The 19,448-nt window shown below is 52.7% G+C and carries 12 protein-coding genes; 3 read left to right on the top strand and 9 right to left on the bottom strand.

Going from position 1 to position 19,448, the window contains the following annotated elements; all coding sequences use genetic code 11:
- Positions 1-3 precede the first annotated feature (3 nt).
- The 8 genes from KJW29_RS34730 to KJW29_RS34695 all read right to left on the bottom strand — a co-directional run bounded on the left by KJW29_RS34730 (position 4) and on the right by KJW29_RS34695 (position 11,998).
- Complete coding sequence (locus tag KJW29_RS34730; RefSeq protein WP_214628072.1) at positions 4-1,743, bottom strand: DUF5107 domain-containing protein; 1,740 nt, start codon at positions 1,741-1,743, stop codon at positions 4-6.
- A 19-nt stretch (positions 1,744-1,762) separates the two neighbouring features.
- On the bottom strand, positions 1,763-3,694 hold the full coding sequence (locus KJW29_RS34725) for a DUF8034 domain-containing protein (protein ID WP_214628071.1): 1,932 nt from the start codon (positions 3,692-3,694) through the stop codon (positions 1,763-1,765).
- 47 nt (positions 3,695-3,741) lie between these two features.
- Positions 3,742-6,534, bottom strand: coding sequence for a right-handed parallel beta-helix repeat-containing protein (locus KJW29_RS34720; protein ID WP_214628070.1), 2,793 nt, complete (start codon positions 6,532-6,534; stop codon positions 3,742-3,744).
- A 55-nt stretch (positions 6,535-6,589) separates the two neighbouring features.
- Positions 6,590-7,489 (bottom strand): aldo/keto reductase, encoded by a 900-nt coding sequence (locus KJW29_RS34715; RefSeq protein ID WP_214628069.1) that lies wholly within the window; start codon positions 7,487-7,489, stop codon positions 6,590-6,592.
- 365 nt (positions 7,490-7,854) lie between these two features.
- Positions 7,855-9,123, bottom strand: coding sequence for an MFS transporter (locus KJW29_RS34710; protein WP_246608938.1), 1,269 nt, complete (start codon positions 9,121-9,123; stop codon positions 7,855-7,857).
- Positions 9,123-9,899: an alkaline phosphatase family protein gene (locus KJW29_RS34705; protein ID WP_214628067.1), complete on the bottom strand. Its 777-nt coding sequence runs from the start codon at positions 9,897-9,899 to the stop codon at positions 9,123-9,125. Before KJW29_RS34705 ends, KJW29_RS34710 begins: the two co-directional genes overlap by 1 nt.
- Positions 9,900-9,905: 6 nt before the next feature.
- On the bottom strand, positions 9,906-10,676 hold the full coding sequence (locus KJW29_RS34700; RefSeq protein ID WP_214628066.1) for a DeoR/GlpR family DNA-binding transcription regulator: 771 nt from the start codon (positions 10,674-10,676) through the stop codon (positions 9,906-9,908).
- A gap of 320 nt (positions 10,677-10,996) precedes the next feature.
- Positions 10,997-11,998 carry an ABC transporter substrate-binding protein gene (locus tag KJW29_RS34695; protein WP_214628065.1) on the bottom strand — a complete coding sequence of 334 codons (1,002 nt, stop codon included), beginning with the start codon at positions 11,996-11,998 and terminating at the stop codon, positions 10,997-10,999.
- A 213-nt stretch (positions 11,999-12,211) separates the two neighbouring features.
- Here KJW29_RS34695 and KJW29_RS34690 point away from each other — a divergent pair, with 213 nt between their 5' ends.
- The 3 genes from KJW29_RS34690 to KJW29_RS34680 are packed head-to-tail and all read left to right on the top strand — an operon-like array spanning position 12,212 to position 15,113.
- The gene (locus tag KJW29_RS34690) at positions 12,212-13,219 is read left to right on the top strand and encodes a FecCD family ABC transporter permease (protein WP_108991613.1); all 1,008 of its coding nucleotides are present in this window, start codon (positions 12,212-12,214) and stop codon (positions 13,217-13,219) included.
- A 1-nt stretch (position 13,220) separates the two neighbouring features.
- Positions 13,221-14,267, top strand: coding sequence for a FecCD family ABC transporter permease (locus tag KJW29_RS34685; RefSeq protein ID WP_214628064.1), 1,047 nt, complete (start codon positions 13,221-13,223; stop codon positions 14,265-14,267).
- A 36-nt stretch (positions 14,268-14,303) separates the two neighbouring features.
- Positions 14,304-15,113 (top strand): ABC transporter ATP-binding protein, encoded by an 810-nt coding sequence (locus KJW29_RS34680; protein WP_214628063.1) that lies wholly within the window; start codon positions 14,304-14,306, stop codon positions 15,111-15,113.
- Between the two features lie 94 nt (positions 15,114-15,207).
- Here the strand turns inward: KJW29_RS34680 and KJW29_RS34675 are convergent, their stop codons facing one another.
- Positions 15,208-19,383, bottom strand: a complete 4,176-nt coding sequence (locus KJW29_RS34675; RefSeq protein WP_214628062.1) for a DUF4082 domain-containing protein — start codon at positions 19,381-19,383, stop codon at positions 15,208-15,210.
- Between the last annotated feature and the right edge of the window lie 65 nt (positions 19,384-19,448).

Raw genomic sequence — 19,448 nt, 5'->3', positions numbered from 1 at the left:
GACTTAATCCTCCCCGTATTCCCTATATGCGCCGAATTCGAACAAATCGTCTTCGCCCAGAAAAGCAGGCGCTTCGCGCTCCTGCTCGCCAAGCCCCTCCATAATCCGGCGCCACAGCTTCGTGCGGGCGTAACGCTGGTGGATCAGTTGAAATGCCGTCCCCGCAAGCAACCGTTTTGCTTCGGCGAACCTTCCCGAATCCGCAAGCCATGCGGCACGCCGCTCCGCTAGCCATTCATCCTGCAGGGCGCTTGTCCGCGTCAGCCAATACTCCCTCTCGGCCAACGTTTGCGGACCGAGCCCGGATAACGCCAAATCACGCTCATAGGTCACTTGGGGATGCAAGGCGAACGCTTGCGAACGGATTGACCGATAACACTCGGCAGCCTTCGCATGATCTCCCTTATTGCGCCGATACAACCGGGCGGCAAGGGCCCATGCCCGATCCTCCCCCGATGCCGAAAGCTCCGCAAGCGCCTCGTCAATCCGGTCTTTGCCCGCATACCATGCGCCTAGCTGCATTCGCCAAGCGCTCTCCTGGTCGGGCCGACTTGCCGCCGCAAATCGAAGCGCCGCCTCCAGTTCCTCATAACCGGAGATGGCCCAACGGTTGTCGTCAATCCCGGGCGGCGGCGGCAGAAGCTCGGGCCTGTTTGCGCGCCATGCCGCCGCCACCCGCTCCCATATTTCCGTTTCCTCGACGCGAGCAAAGCCGAACAACGGAATTTGGTCGACTTCCGGCAGCTCAACCTCGGGAACCGCCAGTTGATAAATATCAAGCCGCCGATCCGTCGGAATCCAGAACTCGACATGATGATGCGACTCGCCCGGAGCCAGTTCCTGCTTGATCGATTGATCCATAATGGGTCCGGCCTGAATTTCCAGACATTGTTCCCCGTCCAGCGAATATTGGGAAACCCACGCCTCGTGCTTGCCGACGCCATCCGACCAGAGCTTGATGCCGGGCATCGACCGACGATCGGCGGCGTGGTACAGACCGCTCCCTAAGCTTGGCGTGTATACGCCAAATGCCTGGCAGTCCGGCTCCCGCCAGAAATAGCCGGTCATCCGATCAATGTCACGCTGCCTTTTTGGCCCGTCCTTCGCCCAATCCAGCGTCTCCATCCGATCGCCGTGAGCAAGTACGGGCCCGTTCGGAAACTGGAATTCGCTATCCGCGCGGGCAGGCACTCCCGCATTGGACCAAGACATCCAGGGATGCGCTTCGGATGTCGGATTATAGAATCGGGTGCGCTGCGTCAGGAAATCGTCGTTCCGGCCGAGCGAATACTCCACGGTCCAATGCATGCCGAACCGGGTTTCCCGCTCTCCGCACCAGACGAATATCCGATCCTCCGTCTCCATCGTCCGGTAAAGGACGGGCACGATTTGCACGGGTGTATGGGAGATCGGAAAGCTGACCTCGATCCCTCCGCCAATAAAAAATTGCCGGGGCAATATACGCACGGGCCGAACCGCGGGAATGGCGTAAAGCGTCTCCTTGCCCGACGCGGAATGAATCAGGGAGTACACTTTGCCGCCGAGGTCCGGACAAATGGTCGCCTTGAGGCGATCGTTCTCCAAAGTTACGAATCGATACGACTTCAGGACGGGGCGGCGGCTTGTTTCCGCATAACTCTCATAGGGATACACCCCGTCCGGATCCTGGGCGCTCGGGACAGGCCCCGCCGCCACCATCGGATGGGTCAGCAGCACTTCCGTATAAGCGCGAATTTCCAGCATTCGTCTTTCTCTCCTTTCGCTAATCTCCCGATCTGGGCATAATCGGACGGACATCAACCGCAGGATCGAACCAAGGCGTCGCGTAGCTCGGCCGATTAACGTACCTCTCCATCGTCAGACGCAGCTTTAATCCGCTGCCGGGACTGAGCGCGACGCGAAGCCATCTATCTTGCAGCGTCAAGGCCCCGACCTCCTGCCCGTCGCAATTAAACGCAACCGCTTCGGTAAACTGATGCTCGCCGAAGGAGCCCGCCTGGATAACGGTTTCCCGGGCGGCGGAGGCATCCGTATTGATGAGCGTCACATCGAGAGTCGAACCTTCCAGCCTGTCGACCAACGCCGCTACGCCTTCCGGCAGGCCGGGCCGGCACTTTTCCCCGTCATAATAACGGACGCTGGCATGCTGCAAGCCGCCATGGGAAATATGCATGGGCGCGCCCAGCATAAGCTGCAGCAGCCCTTCGAAGTAGAGCGGACAATACTCCTGCCAAGCATGGATGCTGAGCGGATTTTCCCAGTTCCAGCTTAACGGGTCGCCGGCGGACGAACGCATTTTGTCCAACTGCCGGTCGATCAACGTTTGGGCGGCATCCAGAATCAACTCCGGATATCCCTCGTATTCGCCTTGCGTAAACAAAAACCAAGGGATCGTATTTCCGATAAAATGTTTCGTTTCCTTGCCGGTCACCGGATTTCTCCCGGAATTCGACGGCAGATCGATCCGCCTCAATGCTTCCGGAATCGGGATGCGTTGGACGCGCTCCAGATCCTCCTGCTCCCTGGACAAATACCACAGATGAACCGGATGCAGCGCGTTAAACGGACGCCAATCCGTCCATCCCTCATCGCAATGGCGATGGGGCGCCTCCCAAACGCCGTCCCGCCACCGTCCGAGACTCCACTGCTTGTCTATGACGGCCCGCGCCAGCTTCAGCCATTTCCGGTCCCCGGTTAGCAGCAGCGCGTTGGCGCATGCGTTAAAGACCGGCTCGATGATCGTCGCGTAGCCATGCGGCCAACGCCAGCCGTAATAACCGCCCCACCATTTGCCGTCGTTGTATTCGCCGATTGCACCGGACAAGCCGATATTGTCGGGAATCAGGCCGCCGTTGCGCTCCGTCCGCTCTTCCCAGGCACTCAAATAATCCTGCACCTGCTGGCGCAGCGTTTCGTCGCCGGTCAACATGTAAGTATGCGCCAGCAGTCCCGTCGCGTTAAGATTAAGCGGCACGTCGCCCTTGGCCTGACGCTCGTTCATCAAACGGATGATATGCCCGTAGATTTCATCGTCCGACCAACGGCACTTTCCGCTGGCAAAGTCGACGCCGGGGATATCCTCGAACGGGGCCAGATAATCGTCCAAAATCTCCCGATGCGTCACCCAATCCTCCGCCGTCATCTCGAACCTTGGCCCCCGGCTTCCCGTAATAGGGGAGCGCATCAGCCGTTTCTCGCGATCGTAATTCGGCGCCTCCGGATCATCCCCGGTGTACATCCGGGCAAAGCGAACCGCTCTTTGCTTCAGCTTGAGAGATTGCGGATCGGAGAACCCAAGGAAATAAAAATACAAATACCCTTCCCCATGATGCATCCAGTCGTAATAGGCGTCGAACTCGCGATGAATTTGCCCGTATTGCGTCCACTGCCACGTAATCGTTTCCCACATAAGCCGGGACAGCCGCCCGACCTCCTCGTTTCCCCCCAGCGCATACAGCAAAGACAAATTCATAAACGCTTCGTACGGGTCGTCGGAGCCGTCCATGCCCGGCCATTCTTCCCGCCAGATCAGCGTGCCGTCAGCCAGAGTGTAACGAGCTGCATATTCCGTCGCGGCCTTGTTCAGCTTCTCGAGAATCGCCCTCTCCTGCAGCGCCCAAGCCGGCGCGGGCCAACTTTCCGAGACTGCGATACCCGGAAGCTCCGGCTCGCGCGTCCGATTACCGTCGTTCATGTTTTCCGCCTCCTTCTCCCTATCGTTCGTTCTCTATCTTCCGGACGCTATCGTTCGGACTCTATCGTTCGGCTTAATCGCGGCTGCTCCCATAGGCCGCAGTCGTCGGCATATATTCGTTGAGCCGGCATTCCGATAACCGCAAGCGCGCCGATATTTTCGATCGCCACCGTCACAGACGACGCTTCGGGACCAGTCGTAAAATGCAGCTCCGACAGCGTGCTCTCCCAATTCCAGCGGTTGACAACCAGTTCCCCTCCGGAGCCGCCGTGTCCGCGGACGGACATCCGGGCCGTCCCCGCCCGGAACGTGTTGTGGAACACGATATTGTGCAGCAGACATTGCCCTTCGCCGGACAGGACCAAATATACGTCGTGCACCCCCGCCACAGAACCCAGCGGCGCCCCGAAATAACGCCAAACCGCGTCGTACGGAGTCTGCTGCGCGACAGCGCCTATCAATTCGCCATCGGGACCGCCGATGCGAACCTCCACCGTTACCGGGCCAATCACTTTGTTTAACCCGATGGATACATTGTCGTACTGGCCCGCGGCGCCAAAATCGATATTTTCCAGCTTGATCCATTCCTTCGAACGCATCGGACCAACGTATCGGACGTCCCGATAAATCGCCGGCGTGCCGTCCGGCTCCCGCTCCCACTGCCTTCCGCCGTTCGCTTCGGCATATTCGATCGCCTGGCGATACTCGCCTCCCGACTTGATGCCCGCAAAGAAAATGTAGGACGTATTCGGCTTCAGTCCTGCTACCTGCTGCTCGATCCGTTCGCCAGGTCCAAGAACAGCCGCGTACCTGTTGCTGCGGACGACCGTCGGATAACCGCCGTTTTTGCTGTAATCCCAGGCGCATTCGAACACAAGGCGGGGCGTCCCGCCAGCGGCCGTCCATGGAGCAAGCGAACCCGACTCGAATCCGCCGTTGCGCAGCAGGCTTTCATGCTTGAGCGGAACGAACCCGCCTGCAGAGGCGGTCTGGCCATGCCCGAGCGGATCGAACTCGCCTGTGTGGGCAGTCCGGTCATGCTCGTGCGGATCGAACTCGCCTGCGGGGGCGGACTGGTCATGCGTCTCGGCAGACTCGAAGCTGTGGCCGGGCACCCACTCCTCTCCCCCGAACTCGTACGCGCCGGGATCCGGCGCCGTACCCCGATAACCGTCCGTCACCCCGGGGATCGGGATGCCCTGACCGATGACCGGCGAGTCCGCGCGCAGCCGGAAATCCCCGCTCTCCGCATCGACGAACGGATCGGCGTCAAAGCGGTTATGCGAGACGATGCTGTGGCCGCCCCAGCGGCGAATCTCACCATCCGCGAACAAATTGTTCGCCATATGGGTACCGTACATGTCGTCCAGGCAGAAAACGGACGAATCGGCAATCGCCTTGCGATAAAACGTATTGTTGTAGATCAGCGTCCGCTGGATGGGCCGATTGAGCACCATGCCCCGTTCGGGAATGTTCCAGATGACGTTGCGGAAGAAGCTGATGCCGCTCGTCCAGGCATCCATGTAAAAGCCGAAGCTCAGATGGTCGGACAGATTGTCGTGCAGCCAGTTATGGTGAATTTGCGTCTGGTCAAAGTCATGGTTGAACAAATAAATCATGCCCGAATCCTTCGTCAGCGCATTAGCGAAGGAAATATCGCAATACTCGATCGTCGATCGCGAGAATACGCCGGAGATCGACGTTCGGCCGCCCCTCGTAATCGTACAACGGGAAACCCGGTGTTCGGCGCCCGTCATCCAGATCATGCTCGCATACGAGGCCTCGAAGTTTCCGTCATGAATGTAACAGTTGTGCACGGAGTTGCGCGCACCCGATATCGAGATGCCGTTTCCTTCGAAATGGGAGATCTCGCAGTCGCGGAGCCTATTGCCCTCTCCGCCCAGCGCAATGCCTCGCGTCCTTCCGTAAATCGACTGGCGGTAACCGAAGGAACGGTCCATGCCGTAAATTCGCGATTTCCGAATCAGGCATTGGCTGGCTTCCTCCGTCGTAATGCCGGCTCCCCTGCAGTCCACGCCGATAATATGAATGTGCTCCTTATGCCGCAGATCAAACGCATATTCGCGACGCTTCACCTCGATCGCGCATTGAGGAGGCAGCTTGCCTTCGGGAGCCATCGCATACAGCATCCCTTCCGCGGGGTCGTAGTACCATTCTTTCTCCGTATCAAGCGCCCGCAGCGTCCGGGTAATAAAATACAGATCCCCCGGTTTCGTAAAATAATGGTCGGCCGAGCTGACCCATTGTTCGTGATGCAGCGTGCCGGCGGCAAAGCCGGTCACTTTGGCCGTGGACATAAAGTAGCCTACCCCATTGACGCAGGCGACCATCGCCCCGTCCCAGTGGCCGTCCGGAAACGCTTGCAATTTTTCGTCAAAAATCGTGCTGTTCGTCATCCCGCTGGTCGCCGCGCCGACGCGCGCATATTGCGAGCGATCCAGCCGATCCCGGATTTTCGGCCACTGCGCTTCCATGCCAAGCTCCTCATCAAAAAAGACAAGCGTTTCGCTGCCGTCACCCAAATCCCAATCCGGCTTCGCCTTGTACACGTTTCCTTCGTGCCGCGTCCACTCGGTCACCTCGTCGCAGCCGCTGACGACTACCCTTTCGTTCCCGTATGCTTCGAAACGAATGGGGGCGTCTTCCCTGCCGCTGCGGGGAGGCGCCACCGTCTCCCGGTAAGTGCCCTCCCGAATGTAGCTTATGTCTCCGGCTTCCATTGCTTGCGCCGCTCTGCCGATCGTGCGAAACGGGCGTTCCAAGCTCAAACCGTCGTTGATGTCATCGCCATTAACTGCCACATAGTAGATCTTGTTCACTGTTACTCCCCCTTCGCTATAAGTGCGTGTTTCAAAAGGACTCTTTGAACAACCTTTATAAGGGCTGTCCGGGGAACAGGGACAGTACCTTGGACTCGTGCTCCACAGTTAAACCTCTCCCGTCGCAATAGGCGGCGTTTTGAGTCAATTCCTCTACCGACGTAGTCCCCGTAAGGGTCACCGCAATGTCGGGACAAGTTAGACTAAAGCGCAACGCCGGCTCTACCAGCCCATTCGGCCTGCCCTGCCGGAGAAATTCGAGCTGCCGCTTGCGTCGCGCCCCTTCCGCGATCTTCTCCGGGTATTTGTACAAGAAAGGCGCCGGCGACTCCGTCAGCAGCCCCGTGCAGAGCGGACTTCCATGAATGACCCCTACATGAGCCCGGCTGGCCAGCGGCAGCAGTTCATCCTTGGCGGTATAATCCATCAGCGTATACCTGCCGAACGTTTGGATGGTATCGACGATCCCCTCCCGAACAAAAGGCAGCAGCCGGTCTAACCGGCCGGCATTAACGCCGAACGCACGGACGATTCCCTCCTGTTTGAGCTTAAGGAATGCCTTGATGGTTCCCTCCATGGCGGCTTCATAACTTACGGATTCCAGCTCGTGCAGCTGAATCAAATCGAGATAATCGGTCTGCAGCCGCTTAAGGCTCTCCTCTACCGATCGAAGGGTATTCCCGTACGTATACGGAACGCCGCGCACAACCGCCTTGGTTGCCAAAATGACGCGGCTCCGCTTCCCTTTTAATGCCAGCCCGACTCTTCGTTCGCTTTCCCCCCTGCCGTACAAAGGCGCGGTGTCGATAAAATTAATGCCAAGATCCAGCGCGGCATCGATTACCCGCAGCGCTTGCTCGTCCGTCGTATCGCCAAAGTCTCCGCCCAGCGGCGCGCCGCCGAGCCCCAATTTGGAAACGCGAAAATTCGTCTTTCCCAGTAACGTATATTCCATTTCTCTTCACCCCATCCCGGATGTTATCGGCCGCCCGCCTCACACTGCCGCCTTCTAATCAAGCGAGTTTCCGCTCCGGATACAACGCTTTCTCGATATCCGGTTTTTGCCCCTTGTTACTGAGAATAAGGGCCAAAGGGCGCTAAAGCTATTTCAAATTTATTGGAAAACGTTCGTTTTTATCGTTTAACAGGAGGTTTGGGTAACTAAATGCATCCGTACGACAACGCCATGACGGAAGATTTCTACAAAATCAAGTATCCGCGATGAACTCAAAAAAAACCCGTCCGCATGCGGACCGGGCTTTATTGAAATGTATGGATGTCCTAAGAGCGTTTATCCTTTGCGTTAACGTGACCAACTCTTTATGATGAGAATTCCAGCTCTTTTTTCTCCAAAAACAATCTCCACTTTTTTATACGTCCAAGACAGACGATTAGCCCTATTAGCGCAATAAAAGTCCAGCTTATAATAGTAAAGCGCCAGCCATAAGCTTCGCTTAACGCTGCAATTCCATAGATAGATATCGCGCTTCCGATATAAGTAAATGCATTCAAAATACCTGAAATCGTTGCTGCACGCCCATACTTGGCATAATGAAGCGGCAATTGGCTGATTAACATCAAGTTAATGCCGTGCGTACAGCCCGTCAAAAGAGCCATAAGGATAATAGAAACCATGGCATGAGACGAAAAAAAGCCAATAAGCGCCAAACCCGTCACTACGCCCGCCCCCCATAGCAAGGCGGAGACCTTAAGCTCATTCTGTATACATTTGTAAATCCGTGAAGCTGCTGCTACACAGAAAATAGTGAATACGGGCAAAACGACCGTACTTAAAATAGAAATAGACGTATTTAATCGAAAAACATCATGAATATACGTTGGCATCCATGTTGTAATGCCATCTCGCAAAGCACCCTGAAGAATGATGACCAGCATGACAGGCAGAAGCCCCGAGGTCCAAATAAGCGAGCCGACGTTTCGCTCTGTCCCATACTTCCTGCCCCTTGGAACTGGCTTCGAAACTTGATCGTTTTTTTCTTGACCAAAAGCCTCGATACTAAAAATCCACAATAACGCAATTAATATCGCAACGATTCCCGGGATTACAAAAGAGAGCCGCCAGCCTGAAATCCAAATGCTAAAGGGAACCCATACATAAACCACGATCGTTCCTGCCGAAGACGCCGTAACGATCCCCACACTTGTCTTGCGGTAGAGCTCGGGCGATAAATATTGTGACATGCCGCGTACAAGAGGAGGCCATAACATCGCTTGAAAGAAGCCATTTAAGCACCAAATAAAGGTCATCATATAGATGTCGCTCATAAATGCTATTGCAAAGTTGCAGAATGCTGTTGCCACCAATCCCCCGAATATCATCGTTCTCGGCTCAAACCGGTCACTCAAATACCCGCAAATAGGCTGTCCTGCGCCGTAGGTAATAAAACTGCCGATCACCGCCATGCCTGCCATTTGATTGCTAATGTTTAGAGATTGCGCGATTTCTAATAGAGCTGCCCCATAATTAATGCGTGTCAAATAGCTGGTAAAATAGACCAAACAACATAAAATACTAAAAAATAAAGCACTGCGCTGCTTTGGATTTGAAGCTATCGAATTCGAAATCATCACACCAGAGGTTTACCTTCCCAATCCTTATTCGGCGATACGCCTATAAGCTTAACAATTGTCGGCGCAATATCGATAATGTTAGCTTCCGGCAGAGCTGCACCCGATGCAAATGCCCTCCCTTTAATGAACAATGGAATCGTCATATCTTCGGGCATCATTGTACCGTGAGTACGGTCGTGACCCCCATGATCGGAAGTAACAATGACGTTATAATGCTCCGGAATAGCATGTACGGCCTTCTCAATGCAATCCCAGGATAAATACACGGCTTCAATATACTCCTTGGACATCCATCCATACTTATGTCCCACCTCATCCACATCTCCTAAATATAAGAAGGTAAAATCGGGAGCGTGTTCGTTTATAAATGCGATCGAATGGTCGGTAAGCAATCGATTCGTAACGTCGTAACCGTAATTCGAACCCGAGATAAAACAACTGTGCGCCGTTGAACCCGGAAGGGCGACATCGCGAAGCTGCTCCCAATTATAAAATAGAGCCGATGTTTTGTTGCTGGCTTTTAGTTGCTCGCAAAGTCCATCGATCGGCCTCACCTGGGGAGTATAGATATTATCCATAATGCCGTGCCGCTCGGGGGGAACGCTGTGGAACAGCGACATATGACAAGGAAGCGTTACGCTTGGCATAACAGTCCGGGCTGAAAGCGTGTAGCTGGCCTTCTCCTTTAATTGTTCGATATAGGGATGTCCCGAAATGGATAAGCTGTCCGGACGCATGCCATCAACCAAAATAAGCAGGACCTTATGGTTCATTTTTAATCACTCCATGGATTTTATGATGTTCAGTGATTTGTTCTTGTACAGCGAAAAAACGTGATCCGGCAGCTTTGAATCCGTTATGATATGGAACGAGGTTGATAAATCGCAAACTTTAATGGTTGCGGGAGTCTCGAATTTGGAGCTGTCGGCCAAAATGAATACCTCATCCGAATGCTCGATAAGCCCCCGCTGGATATCGAATAATTCATGATGGAACAAACCGATTCCATAACGAAGCGAAATCGTCGAAGGAAATATAAACGCCTTCGTGAAATGAAGCCGCTTTATGGTCTCTAATGCCATATGACCGTAAAAAGCTTTTTCTTCCCGCAGGTACTGGCCGCCGATCTGGATCATGTCGAATCCTTCTACATCGCATAAAGCGGCGAAAACCTCAGGGGAATTCGTAGCAATCTTGAGCCTGCGAAAATGATCCTTGAGCAGCGGTGCCAGCTCCATTGCAGTACTGCCCGAATCAATCACGATCATGTCGTCCTCGCGAATATATTGCAACGCTTTTCGCGCCAACTGCCCCTTCAGCTCCCGATTCTCGGATGTACGCTCTTCAAGGCTGGCAGCTATTTTCATTTTCTGATTGCTAACGGCCCCCCCATGTACTCTTTTCAAAGCTTGTCTTTTTTCCAGATATTCCAGATCCCTTCGCACTGTCTCAATCGATACTTCAAACAGTGCCATGAGTTCCGATACCGTAACAGAGGACTTTTCCTTGAGCATCTCCGTAATTTTTATACGCCTCTCATTTGCAAACAAATGCAATCAACTCCTCACAAATACACATTTAATGTATACCTGCAAATATGTTGTGTCAAGCATTATTTTGTTGTCAAACGATTGTTGCCCCGCTCATGCCCCGACTTCTTCTAATAAAAGAACCTCAACCTCCACTTGGAAGTGGAAATTGAGGTGGCTCACATCATTAGCATGTTCTCAGCGTCATAGTGCCAAATCGCCACTGTCTGACCATTGCCCAGCTTGGTCGGATCGAATGCTATACTCATCCCGTTAGTCGTTGCGCTGCCAAGCGCACAAAAAACAGCCAGGCAATCGCCCGGCTGTTTCATGTGATGGGATTATTTGATGTCGTAGATGGCGAAAATTTCATCGAGCATGAGATTGGCTGCAATCACGCCTCCAGCCGTGTTCCAGATCGCATCGTCTACGCGAATAGCATTTCCGTTTTTCACGACTTCGAGACTTTGCCAAAGCGGATCCTTCAACATTTCATTTTCCATTTCCGTGCCTTTGCCGTCGCCTGTCTCATAGGTGAAGTAGAACAACATGTCAGCATCTACCTCGGGCAAACGTTCCTTCGTGATTTCCTCGACGAACGTATCTTTATAATTCTGACCGTCAGGTCGCGTAATGCCAAGCTTCGAGAACGCGATCCCCGTGAAGGTATCCTCCAAATAGATACGCGTTTTTCCTGCCATGAAACGTACTACGGATACTTTTTTGTTTAATTTGTCTCCTGCTTTACTCTTAAAGTCGGCAGCTCTCTCATCATACTCCGCGATAATCTGATCGCCTTCCGTTTTTTTGCCAAGTGCGTCCGCGTACAATTTAAAATTATCCTGCCAAGCACCACGAAGCGTCTCGGAAAACACGGTCGGTGCGATCGCGTTCAGTTGATCGTATACTTTCTCTTGACGCAGCTTGTTGCCGATGATCAGATCAGGCTGAAGACTTGCGATCAATTCCATGTTTGGCTGGCTTTCTTCCCCTACTTCAGTTACGCCTTCCATATCCGCTTTGATATGCTCATACCACGGATCTCCCGTCCAAGATTTCACGGCGCCTACCGGCTTTACGCCTAAAGCGAGAAGCGCTTCTGTGCCTTCATTGGTCAAAACGACTACACGAACTGGATTTCCTTTAATCGGCGTGTCGCCCATTGCATGAGTAACAACTCTTTCTTCGTTCGTATTTGATGTGCCATTGCCGTTGGCGCTAGTATTGTTTTCCTTGTTGCTATTGTTAGAGCCGGATTGCCCGCAGCCCGAAACCACTAACATGAGCGCCATCATCAGCGCCGTAGCTGTCCAGGTAAGTTTCTTCATTAAACCATGTTTCATTGTCGTTTCTCTCCCTTATGTTGAAAACCATTCTCACTATCGTCCAAACGAAACTATACCAGCATATCAAAACGAAGTCAATCAAAAAATGATAATGATTTTCAAAATCGTTGACACGTTCATTCTCTTCCCTTAAAATAATTGGGTAGCTTTTTCACTCTTTTTATACAGGACATATCCCACTTTGGAATAGCGACAAGGAAAGAGGACAAGATGAAGACATTATTAGAAACAAGCTCTCAGAAGGCAGTTGGTCTATTCGTTGGGCTGCTGCTTTTTGCCGTGGGCATCGTCAGCAGCATCGTATTTGGAGTGGCTGACATCAGTTGGCGCACAATCTGGGATTCTTACGTGAGATTCGACGGTTCGCAAGAACATCTTATCATCCAAACCGCAAGGATGCCTCGCGCGCTGATTGCCGCGGCTGCGGGAGCGAGCCTGGCCGTCGCCGGTTCGTTGATGCAGGGGATCACGAGAAACCAGCTCGCCTCGCCAAGCTTATTCGGCATCAATGCGGGAGCTGCGTTTTTTATCGTTACGGGGTCTGCCTTTTTCGGGGTTAGCGGTTTATCCGCATTCGCAACGCTCGCATTCGTCGGCGCGGCTTTTACGGCCACGCTTGTGTATACCCTTGGTTCTATCGGCAATGACGGATTGACGCCGCTTAAGGTTACTTTGGCTGGCGCCGCGTTGACCGCATTTTTTTCCTCTCTATCCTTGGGCGTCCTTTTGACGAGCGGACAGACCTTCGATCAAGTGCTTTATTGGTTCGTAGGTTCGGTCGCCGGACGGGATCTTAATATCTTCACGGCCGCGGCTCCATATATCGGAATCGCATTGGTCGGCGCGTTCCTATTAGCCAGACACATGAACGTATTGACGCTGGGAGAGGACGTGGCAGTCGGACTCGGACAGAAAACGATCTACATCAAGTTGGCTGCCGGCGTCATCATTGTGCTGTTAGCCGGCGGATCGGTATCCATGGCCGGTCCGATCGCGTTCGTTGGCATTATCGTGCCCCACTTAATGCGCTATTTGGTTGGTTTGGACTACCGCTGGGTCATTCCGTATTGTGCCGTATACGGAGCCATCCTGCTTTTGGCGGCCGATGTCGGCTCCAGGTACATTTCGTTTCCGAAGGAAGTCCCCGTTGGCATTATGACGGCCGTCATTGGCGTTCCTTTCTTCGTCTTTATCGCAAGAAGAGGAGGACGTTCTTAAAATGAGCAAACTTGTCACGATTAGAAACCGTATGTTTTCCTTCCAGCTCGAGCGCCGTACGGTCATGGTGATCCTCATGCTCCTCCTTGCCAACATCGCGGCCATCGTCATATGCGTCGGGCTGGGCAGCAAGACGATCAGCCCCGCTAACGTCATTCGTATATTGTTTGGAACCTTGGATTCGCCCGACACCATGATCATCGAATCGCTTCGGATGCCTCGCGTCGTCATTGCCGTAATGGTCGGCTCCGCTCTCGCGGTATCCGGCGCCTTGCTTCAAGGGATAGTGAGAAATCCGCTGACTTCTCCGGATATTATCGGCATTTCGGGCGGGGCTTCCTTGGGAACCGTCATCTTTATCCTGTACTTCTCGCATGTCAGCATTCGCTATATGCCTCTGAGCGCGATACTCGGAGCGTTTGCCGCAGCTTTATTGATCTACTTATTTGCTTACCGTAATGGCGTGACCCCGCTAAGGCTCGTCCTCATCGGCATCGGGATGGCTACCGCGATAACGGCAGTTACGTACATGCTAATCCTGACATCGTCGTTCACGCCTACGGCAGTTGCAGTAAAGGCCTTTACCTTTATGACCGGCAGCATATACGGCGTCTCTTGGGTAAGAGACGTTTACACGTTGCTGCCTTGGATCGTTGTGCTGTTCCCGGTCGCGATCCTGTACGCGCGCCACCTTAACGTACAGGAACTTGGCGATGAAGTCGCTACAAGCGTAGGAAGCTCCGTTCAGATCAAACGGACAATTTTGCTCATCATCAGCGTCGCGCTGGCAGGTGCGGCCGTTTCTATCGGCGGAGCAATTAACTTCATTGGCTTAATGGCCCCGCATATCGCCCGCAAGCTTGTAGGTCCTTCGTACGGAGGCGTCATTCCGGTGTCTGCGCTTATCGGTTCTTTAGTACTGCTGTTGTCCGATCTCGTTGCAAGGATTGCCTTTTTACCGCTGGATATTCCCGCTGGCGTGTTTACGGCCGCGATCGGAGCGCCGTTCTTCATCTACTTGTTGTACCGACATCGCAACGGCTCCTAGCCGTTGCCGCATTCCATTACAAAAGGAGCCGTTCCCATGTCCTCCATCCAAGCGAAAAACTTGACGTTATCGTACGGGCAAAAAGAAATTTTCAATCAACTGGACTTGCTTGTGCCATCGGGACAAATCACCGTGTTGATCGGCAGCAATGGCTGCGGCAAATCGACGTTGCTTCGGTCCCTGGCCCGCCTGCTAAAACCGCAAGAAGGGTCCATCCTGCTCGACGGAACCGAAATCGCCAAACTTTCGAGCAAAGAAATTGCCAGACGGCTCGCTATATTACCTCAAGGTCCGCTTGCCCCGGAAGGATTAACCGTTCACCAGCTCGTCAAACAAGGACGCTACCCGTATCAAAGCTGGCTGCAGCAATGGACGCGCGAAGACGAGAGAATGGTTAACCGGGCGCTTGAGGTTACTCACATGAAGGAGTTATCCTCGTTTTCGATCGATTCGCTGTCCGGAGGTCAACGCCAGCGCGCCTGGATCGCGATGACCCTTGCACAGAATACGCCAACCATTTTGCTGGATGAGCCAACCACATATTTGGATATGTCCCATCAGATCGAAATCCTCGATTTGCTGTTCGACCTGAACGGTCAGGAAAAACGGACCATCGTCATGGTCCTGCATGATATCAATCTAGCCTGCCGTTATGCGGACCACATCGTGGCCGTAAAAGACGGGCATATACATGCCCAAGGCAAACCTGAGGTTATTATGACCGAACAACTGATACGCGAAGTGTTCGGCATGGCATGCCAAATGACGGTCGATCCCATCTTCGGGACGCCGCTGTGCATTCCTCATGGCAAAGGTCGAAGCCTTAAAGGTTCGCACTCTAAATAAATGCCGCTAATTCCTTACAAAAAGAGCATGTCAAATTGAACATGCTCCTTTTTTGTTTAAGTTTAGCCGGTCGGTCGTGAGAAGCCTGCATCGGTCATCCCGGCTGAAAGACAACATCCCTGAAATAGTTTCTCTGGCCGTAAGTCGCGGTAGGCATCGTACCCAACGTGCCTGAAAATACGCCGCTGCCCGCGTAGGTGACTAAATGGCCGTTAACGATCGGACTGCCGTAACCATTTTCCGCGAATGCATAAACCTTATCCGTGGAACTATTGGTAATCGATATAATGTAATCCTCATTAGCGGCTACGCTTAAAGCAGTCGGCAATATAAACTCTCTCCAGCCGCGAACTCCAGCGGTTACATTCCATTGATAGGGGCCGGCAAGCAGTGTGCCGTCACTCGCTTTCCATATCCTTACGGTATGATTGCCGCCTTCGTATTCATGGGTGAACAACCGCGCTCGGGAAATATGACCGTTAACCGTCGTCTTGAATTTCGTTCCTAATTCGTATTGCTGATCCGAACCGTAACCGCTCGGCGTTTGCGCGGCAAGGACACTCTCCCCGTGTGTAGGTACGAATACGACATCCCTAAAGTAACTTCGATTCAGATTCGTTTCCGTCGGCATGGAACCCAACGTGGCGGAGTATACTCCGCTGCCGACGTAGGTGACCATATGCCCATTCTGTATCGGACTGCTAAAACCATTATCCGAGACGGCATATTGCTTGTCGGTTGAACTATTCGTAACGGATACAATGTAATCGACTTCGGCATCGATGCTCAGAGGCGAGGGGAGCTCGTATTCCTTCCAACCTGAGGTTCCTGAAGCGATATTCCAGGTATAGGGCCCAGCTATGCGCACTCCATCGCTTGCCCTCCATAGGCTGACGGAATGGTTGCCTCCCTCTTCCTCGCTTGCAAAAACTTTTACCTTCGTAATAAAACCTTTTATCTTCGTCTTAAACTTCGTACCCAGTTCATATTGCGCATCGTAAGAGAACGTTTCAGGAACCTGCGATGTAAAAATTTGTTCCGAATTGCTCGGTATGAAAACGATATCCCTAAAATAATTCCGATTTAGGCTAGTCGCGTTCGGCATCGAACCTAACGTGCCGGAATACACCCCGCTACCGGAGTAGGTGACCAGATTTCTGTTCGAAATCGGAGCGTTAAAACCGTCGTCCGATACGGCGTAAATTTTATCGGTGGGACTGTTCGTAACGGAAACGATATAATCGGTATTTGCCTTAATCTTTAATGGCGCTGGGAGTTCGAATTCCTTCCATTCGGAATTCCCCGGAGAAAGGATCCAGTTATGCGGTCCGGATAATCTCGTTCCATCGCTCACTCTCCAAATGCTGACTTTGTGGAGTTCGCCTTCGTTAACGCCGGAATACAGTCTGACTTTCGTAATGGAACCGTCAACGGTCGTTTTGAATTTCGTTCCCAGTTCATATAACGCATCCGAGCCATAGGCAAGCGGAGTTTGTGTCGTAAAGATCGTTTGTTGAACCGGAAACGGAGCCGGCGTTGATCCGGGCCCGGTTACCGTTTCCCCCACTACGAAGGCATCTAACGCAATTGCGGTGCCGGAAGAGTTTCTATGCTTGTTATCGTCTACCGTAATCTCGATCGTATGAGGCCCGGAAGGTAACCCCTGCGCGATAACGAATTCCTTATTATATTCGAAATTGGGGGAATACAATTCGATATACGGGTACTCGATGCCGTCAATGACGACGTTTGCCCTGCCTCTGTTCGGACCGGTAGAAGCTTTAAGCGAGAGATCCGTTCCATTGAACGCGTAAGAAATGCTGTCGCCTGCTTGATTGGAAATGACGGCCTTGCCGCCGCTGTATCCATATTTCATGTCATCCGACCAAGAACCCGATTTGGTTACCGTTCCGCCTTCGACTTCTTCTATCAGGCTATCATTTGGTAAAATATTGTATAGAGCCGTTCGCGTTTCTCCCAGATAGAAGCTGAACGACGTTGCGCCCGTGGCAACGGTACGATTAGCGATAAGGTCAACGACTCTAGAAGGACGAGGTAAATAAATCGTTTTGATTCCCGAGTTACCGACGCTAGCATGCATCATTAAAATTTTTCCGTCGGTACGGACGTTATCGGTCCCCTCATTGTAGTAGGAATGAGCGCCGCCGACATTCACCGCGATCGATCTAATCAGACCGGCCGGCAAAGAACCTGACGCGCTAAAGATCGAAGTCCAATTCCCGAATTCCTTCCTGGCGAAAGAAATTTTCCCTGGATCCGTGTCGTAATGTCCGATTGCCGCGGCTTGACTATCAGTTACGTAAAAAGACGGCGTGTAAGAGTAGACGGGTTCGACCTCGCCCGTATCTCCGCCTATTTTCCAGCCGCCGTATACCGACACTCCGCTGCCTGCCGTGACCGGGTCGGACGAATCGAAGATTTGGGTTGCCGGACTGGTGTGCGTCGCCTTGCTCATGGTCATCCCGATTAGATTGGAAATGTTCGTTACATCCGAACCGGTGTCGTTGAAATAGCCAGGCGCACGAATGAAGACCAAAACGTTACCGTCTTTCTTCAAACTATCAATGCTGGCCTTTTGAGCGTTTGTCACCCGGTAAGCGTTCAGGAAAATATAAGTTTTAACGGTGCTTGGGATTTTATCTACGTCCGACATGAGGTAGTACCCGTATTTCACACCGCTTTTGGCCAATTCTCTCTGCTGTCTCGCGAGCAAATGACCGAACCCGCTATCGGGTTGATCCACGGGAGCATAAGGGTTATTGGTAGGCGTATTGTAATTCGTAATCAAGGTATGATAACTGTAAGACTCTTCGTCCAAAATGACCGCGACATCGGGCCTAAAGGTTCTGTCCGCGGAAATCAGATACTTGCTCCCTTGCAATGCGATGAGCTTCTGATTCTCGTCCCAGATGTCCTCATCGTTCCACCATCCGTGCGAAAACAGATCCATCCAGTACTGTCCGCCCCCGGTAATAATCTCATTGGCGGTTTCCCGTCTTGTGACATCGAGCGTTTCCTGCAGGCTGAACACCCTAGGCCGATAAGTTTGGTCGTCCGTATATGGCGTACTATCGATGACGTGCGTTCTCGTATCGTTTTCGACGATCAGCATTTTCCCGTTAAGCGCAAGAGAATCAAATGCGCCCATCGGTTCGGCGCTTAAGCCCATGCGCCTATTGTTGTATTGTACCGGCGCCCCGATGAAGTCGATTTCATTTGACTCCAATATTTTTCTAAGCCCTTGGTGACCGTGATTCGAAGGACGAACATAGGTCGCGAACATATACGGATAGCCGTACATAGCCCCTACAAGCACTCTCGAATCCGTTTTTTGCTTGAAAAGTCCGGCTACGTAATTGATCATCCCCGCTATCTCTTCGCTATAAAAGGTTTGATAATCAATCGTTTTCCCCTCGGTTGCCATCGACCTGAAGTAGTTTTCCGCCGTATAGTCCCTTTCGGCAGCCGTTGGAATTGATGCAGTTGCCAGCGTGACTCCCGGATCGTTCCATGCCGCCTTGAGCGCCGCATCCGATCCGTACTTATCCGTCAGCCACTGCCTGAACGCCGCAACCATAGGAGCCGAATAGTCCTCGCCGTTGCCAACGCTAAGATCGTTGGAGTTATAAAACCACTCTCCCGTTTCCATGCCCATAATTTGAAAGCCTATAATTCGATTCGCATAAGGCTGCTGGCTTAACCATTCCAAGTAATTCGAAATCGTGGAATCCAGCTCGCTTCTCCAAGCCATGGACGCGACCGAAGGCCATCCGGGCCGATTGCCTTTCTCGGTGATCGAATATTCTCCGGCGTCAAACGACATTTCATCTTGAAGTCCGACTCTAATGATGCCGTATGCATTCGGGTCGCGGGTAAAAACGTCATCGTTCACCTGTGCGTTCCAAGCATTGTCTTTTAGCACGTTCACCCACATATAGCCATGGACATCACGCGTCTTGACCTTGTCGATCGTGTCCAAAAATGCGGAGTAATCCGGAAATTGCTTCATCGTGTTTCCGTACATGAAAACGGGGTTGACGATCTCCCCGTCTATCTTGAGCACCGCTCCCCCGCTTTCCTTGCCGATCGTTGCAGTTACAGGCCATGGGATGGCAATATCCGCTACATCGGAGCTTGGTTCGGCGTACGCTCTCTGTTGTGGCGATATTCCCGTCATCGTCATGACAACAACCAGAATCGCCGTGATGAAAAGGTTGAACTTCCTCGTGAACTCGTTCGTTCTTCTCATAAAACCACTCACCCCTGCTCGTTAATTAACCGACTCCCTGCCCGTATCTTCTGACGCGCAGATCG

The organism is Paenibacillus agaridevorans, assembly GCF_018604145.1.
Taxonomy (GTDB): domain Bacteria; phylum Bacillota; class Bacilli; order Paenibacillales; family Paenibacillaceae; genus Pristimantibacillus; species Pristimantibacillus agaridevorans.
The sequence above is the reverse complement of the archived record's forward strand: the minus strand, read 5'-3'. Positions and strand labels throughout refer to the sequence as shown.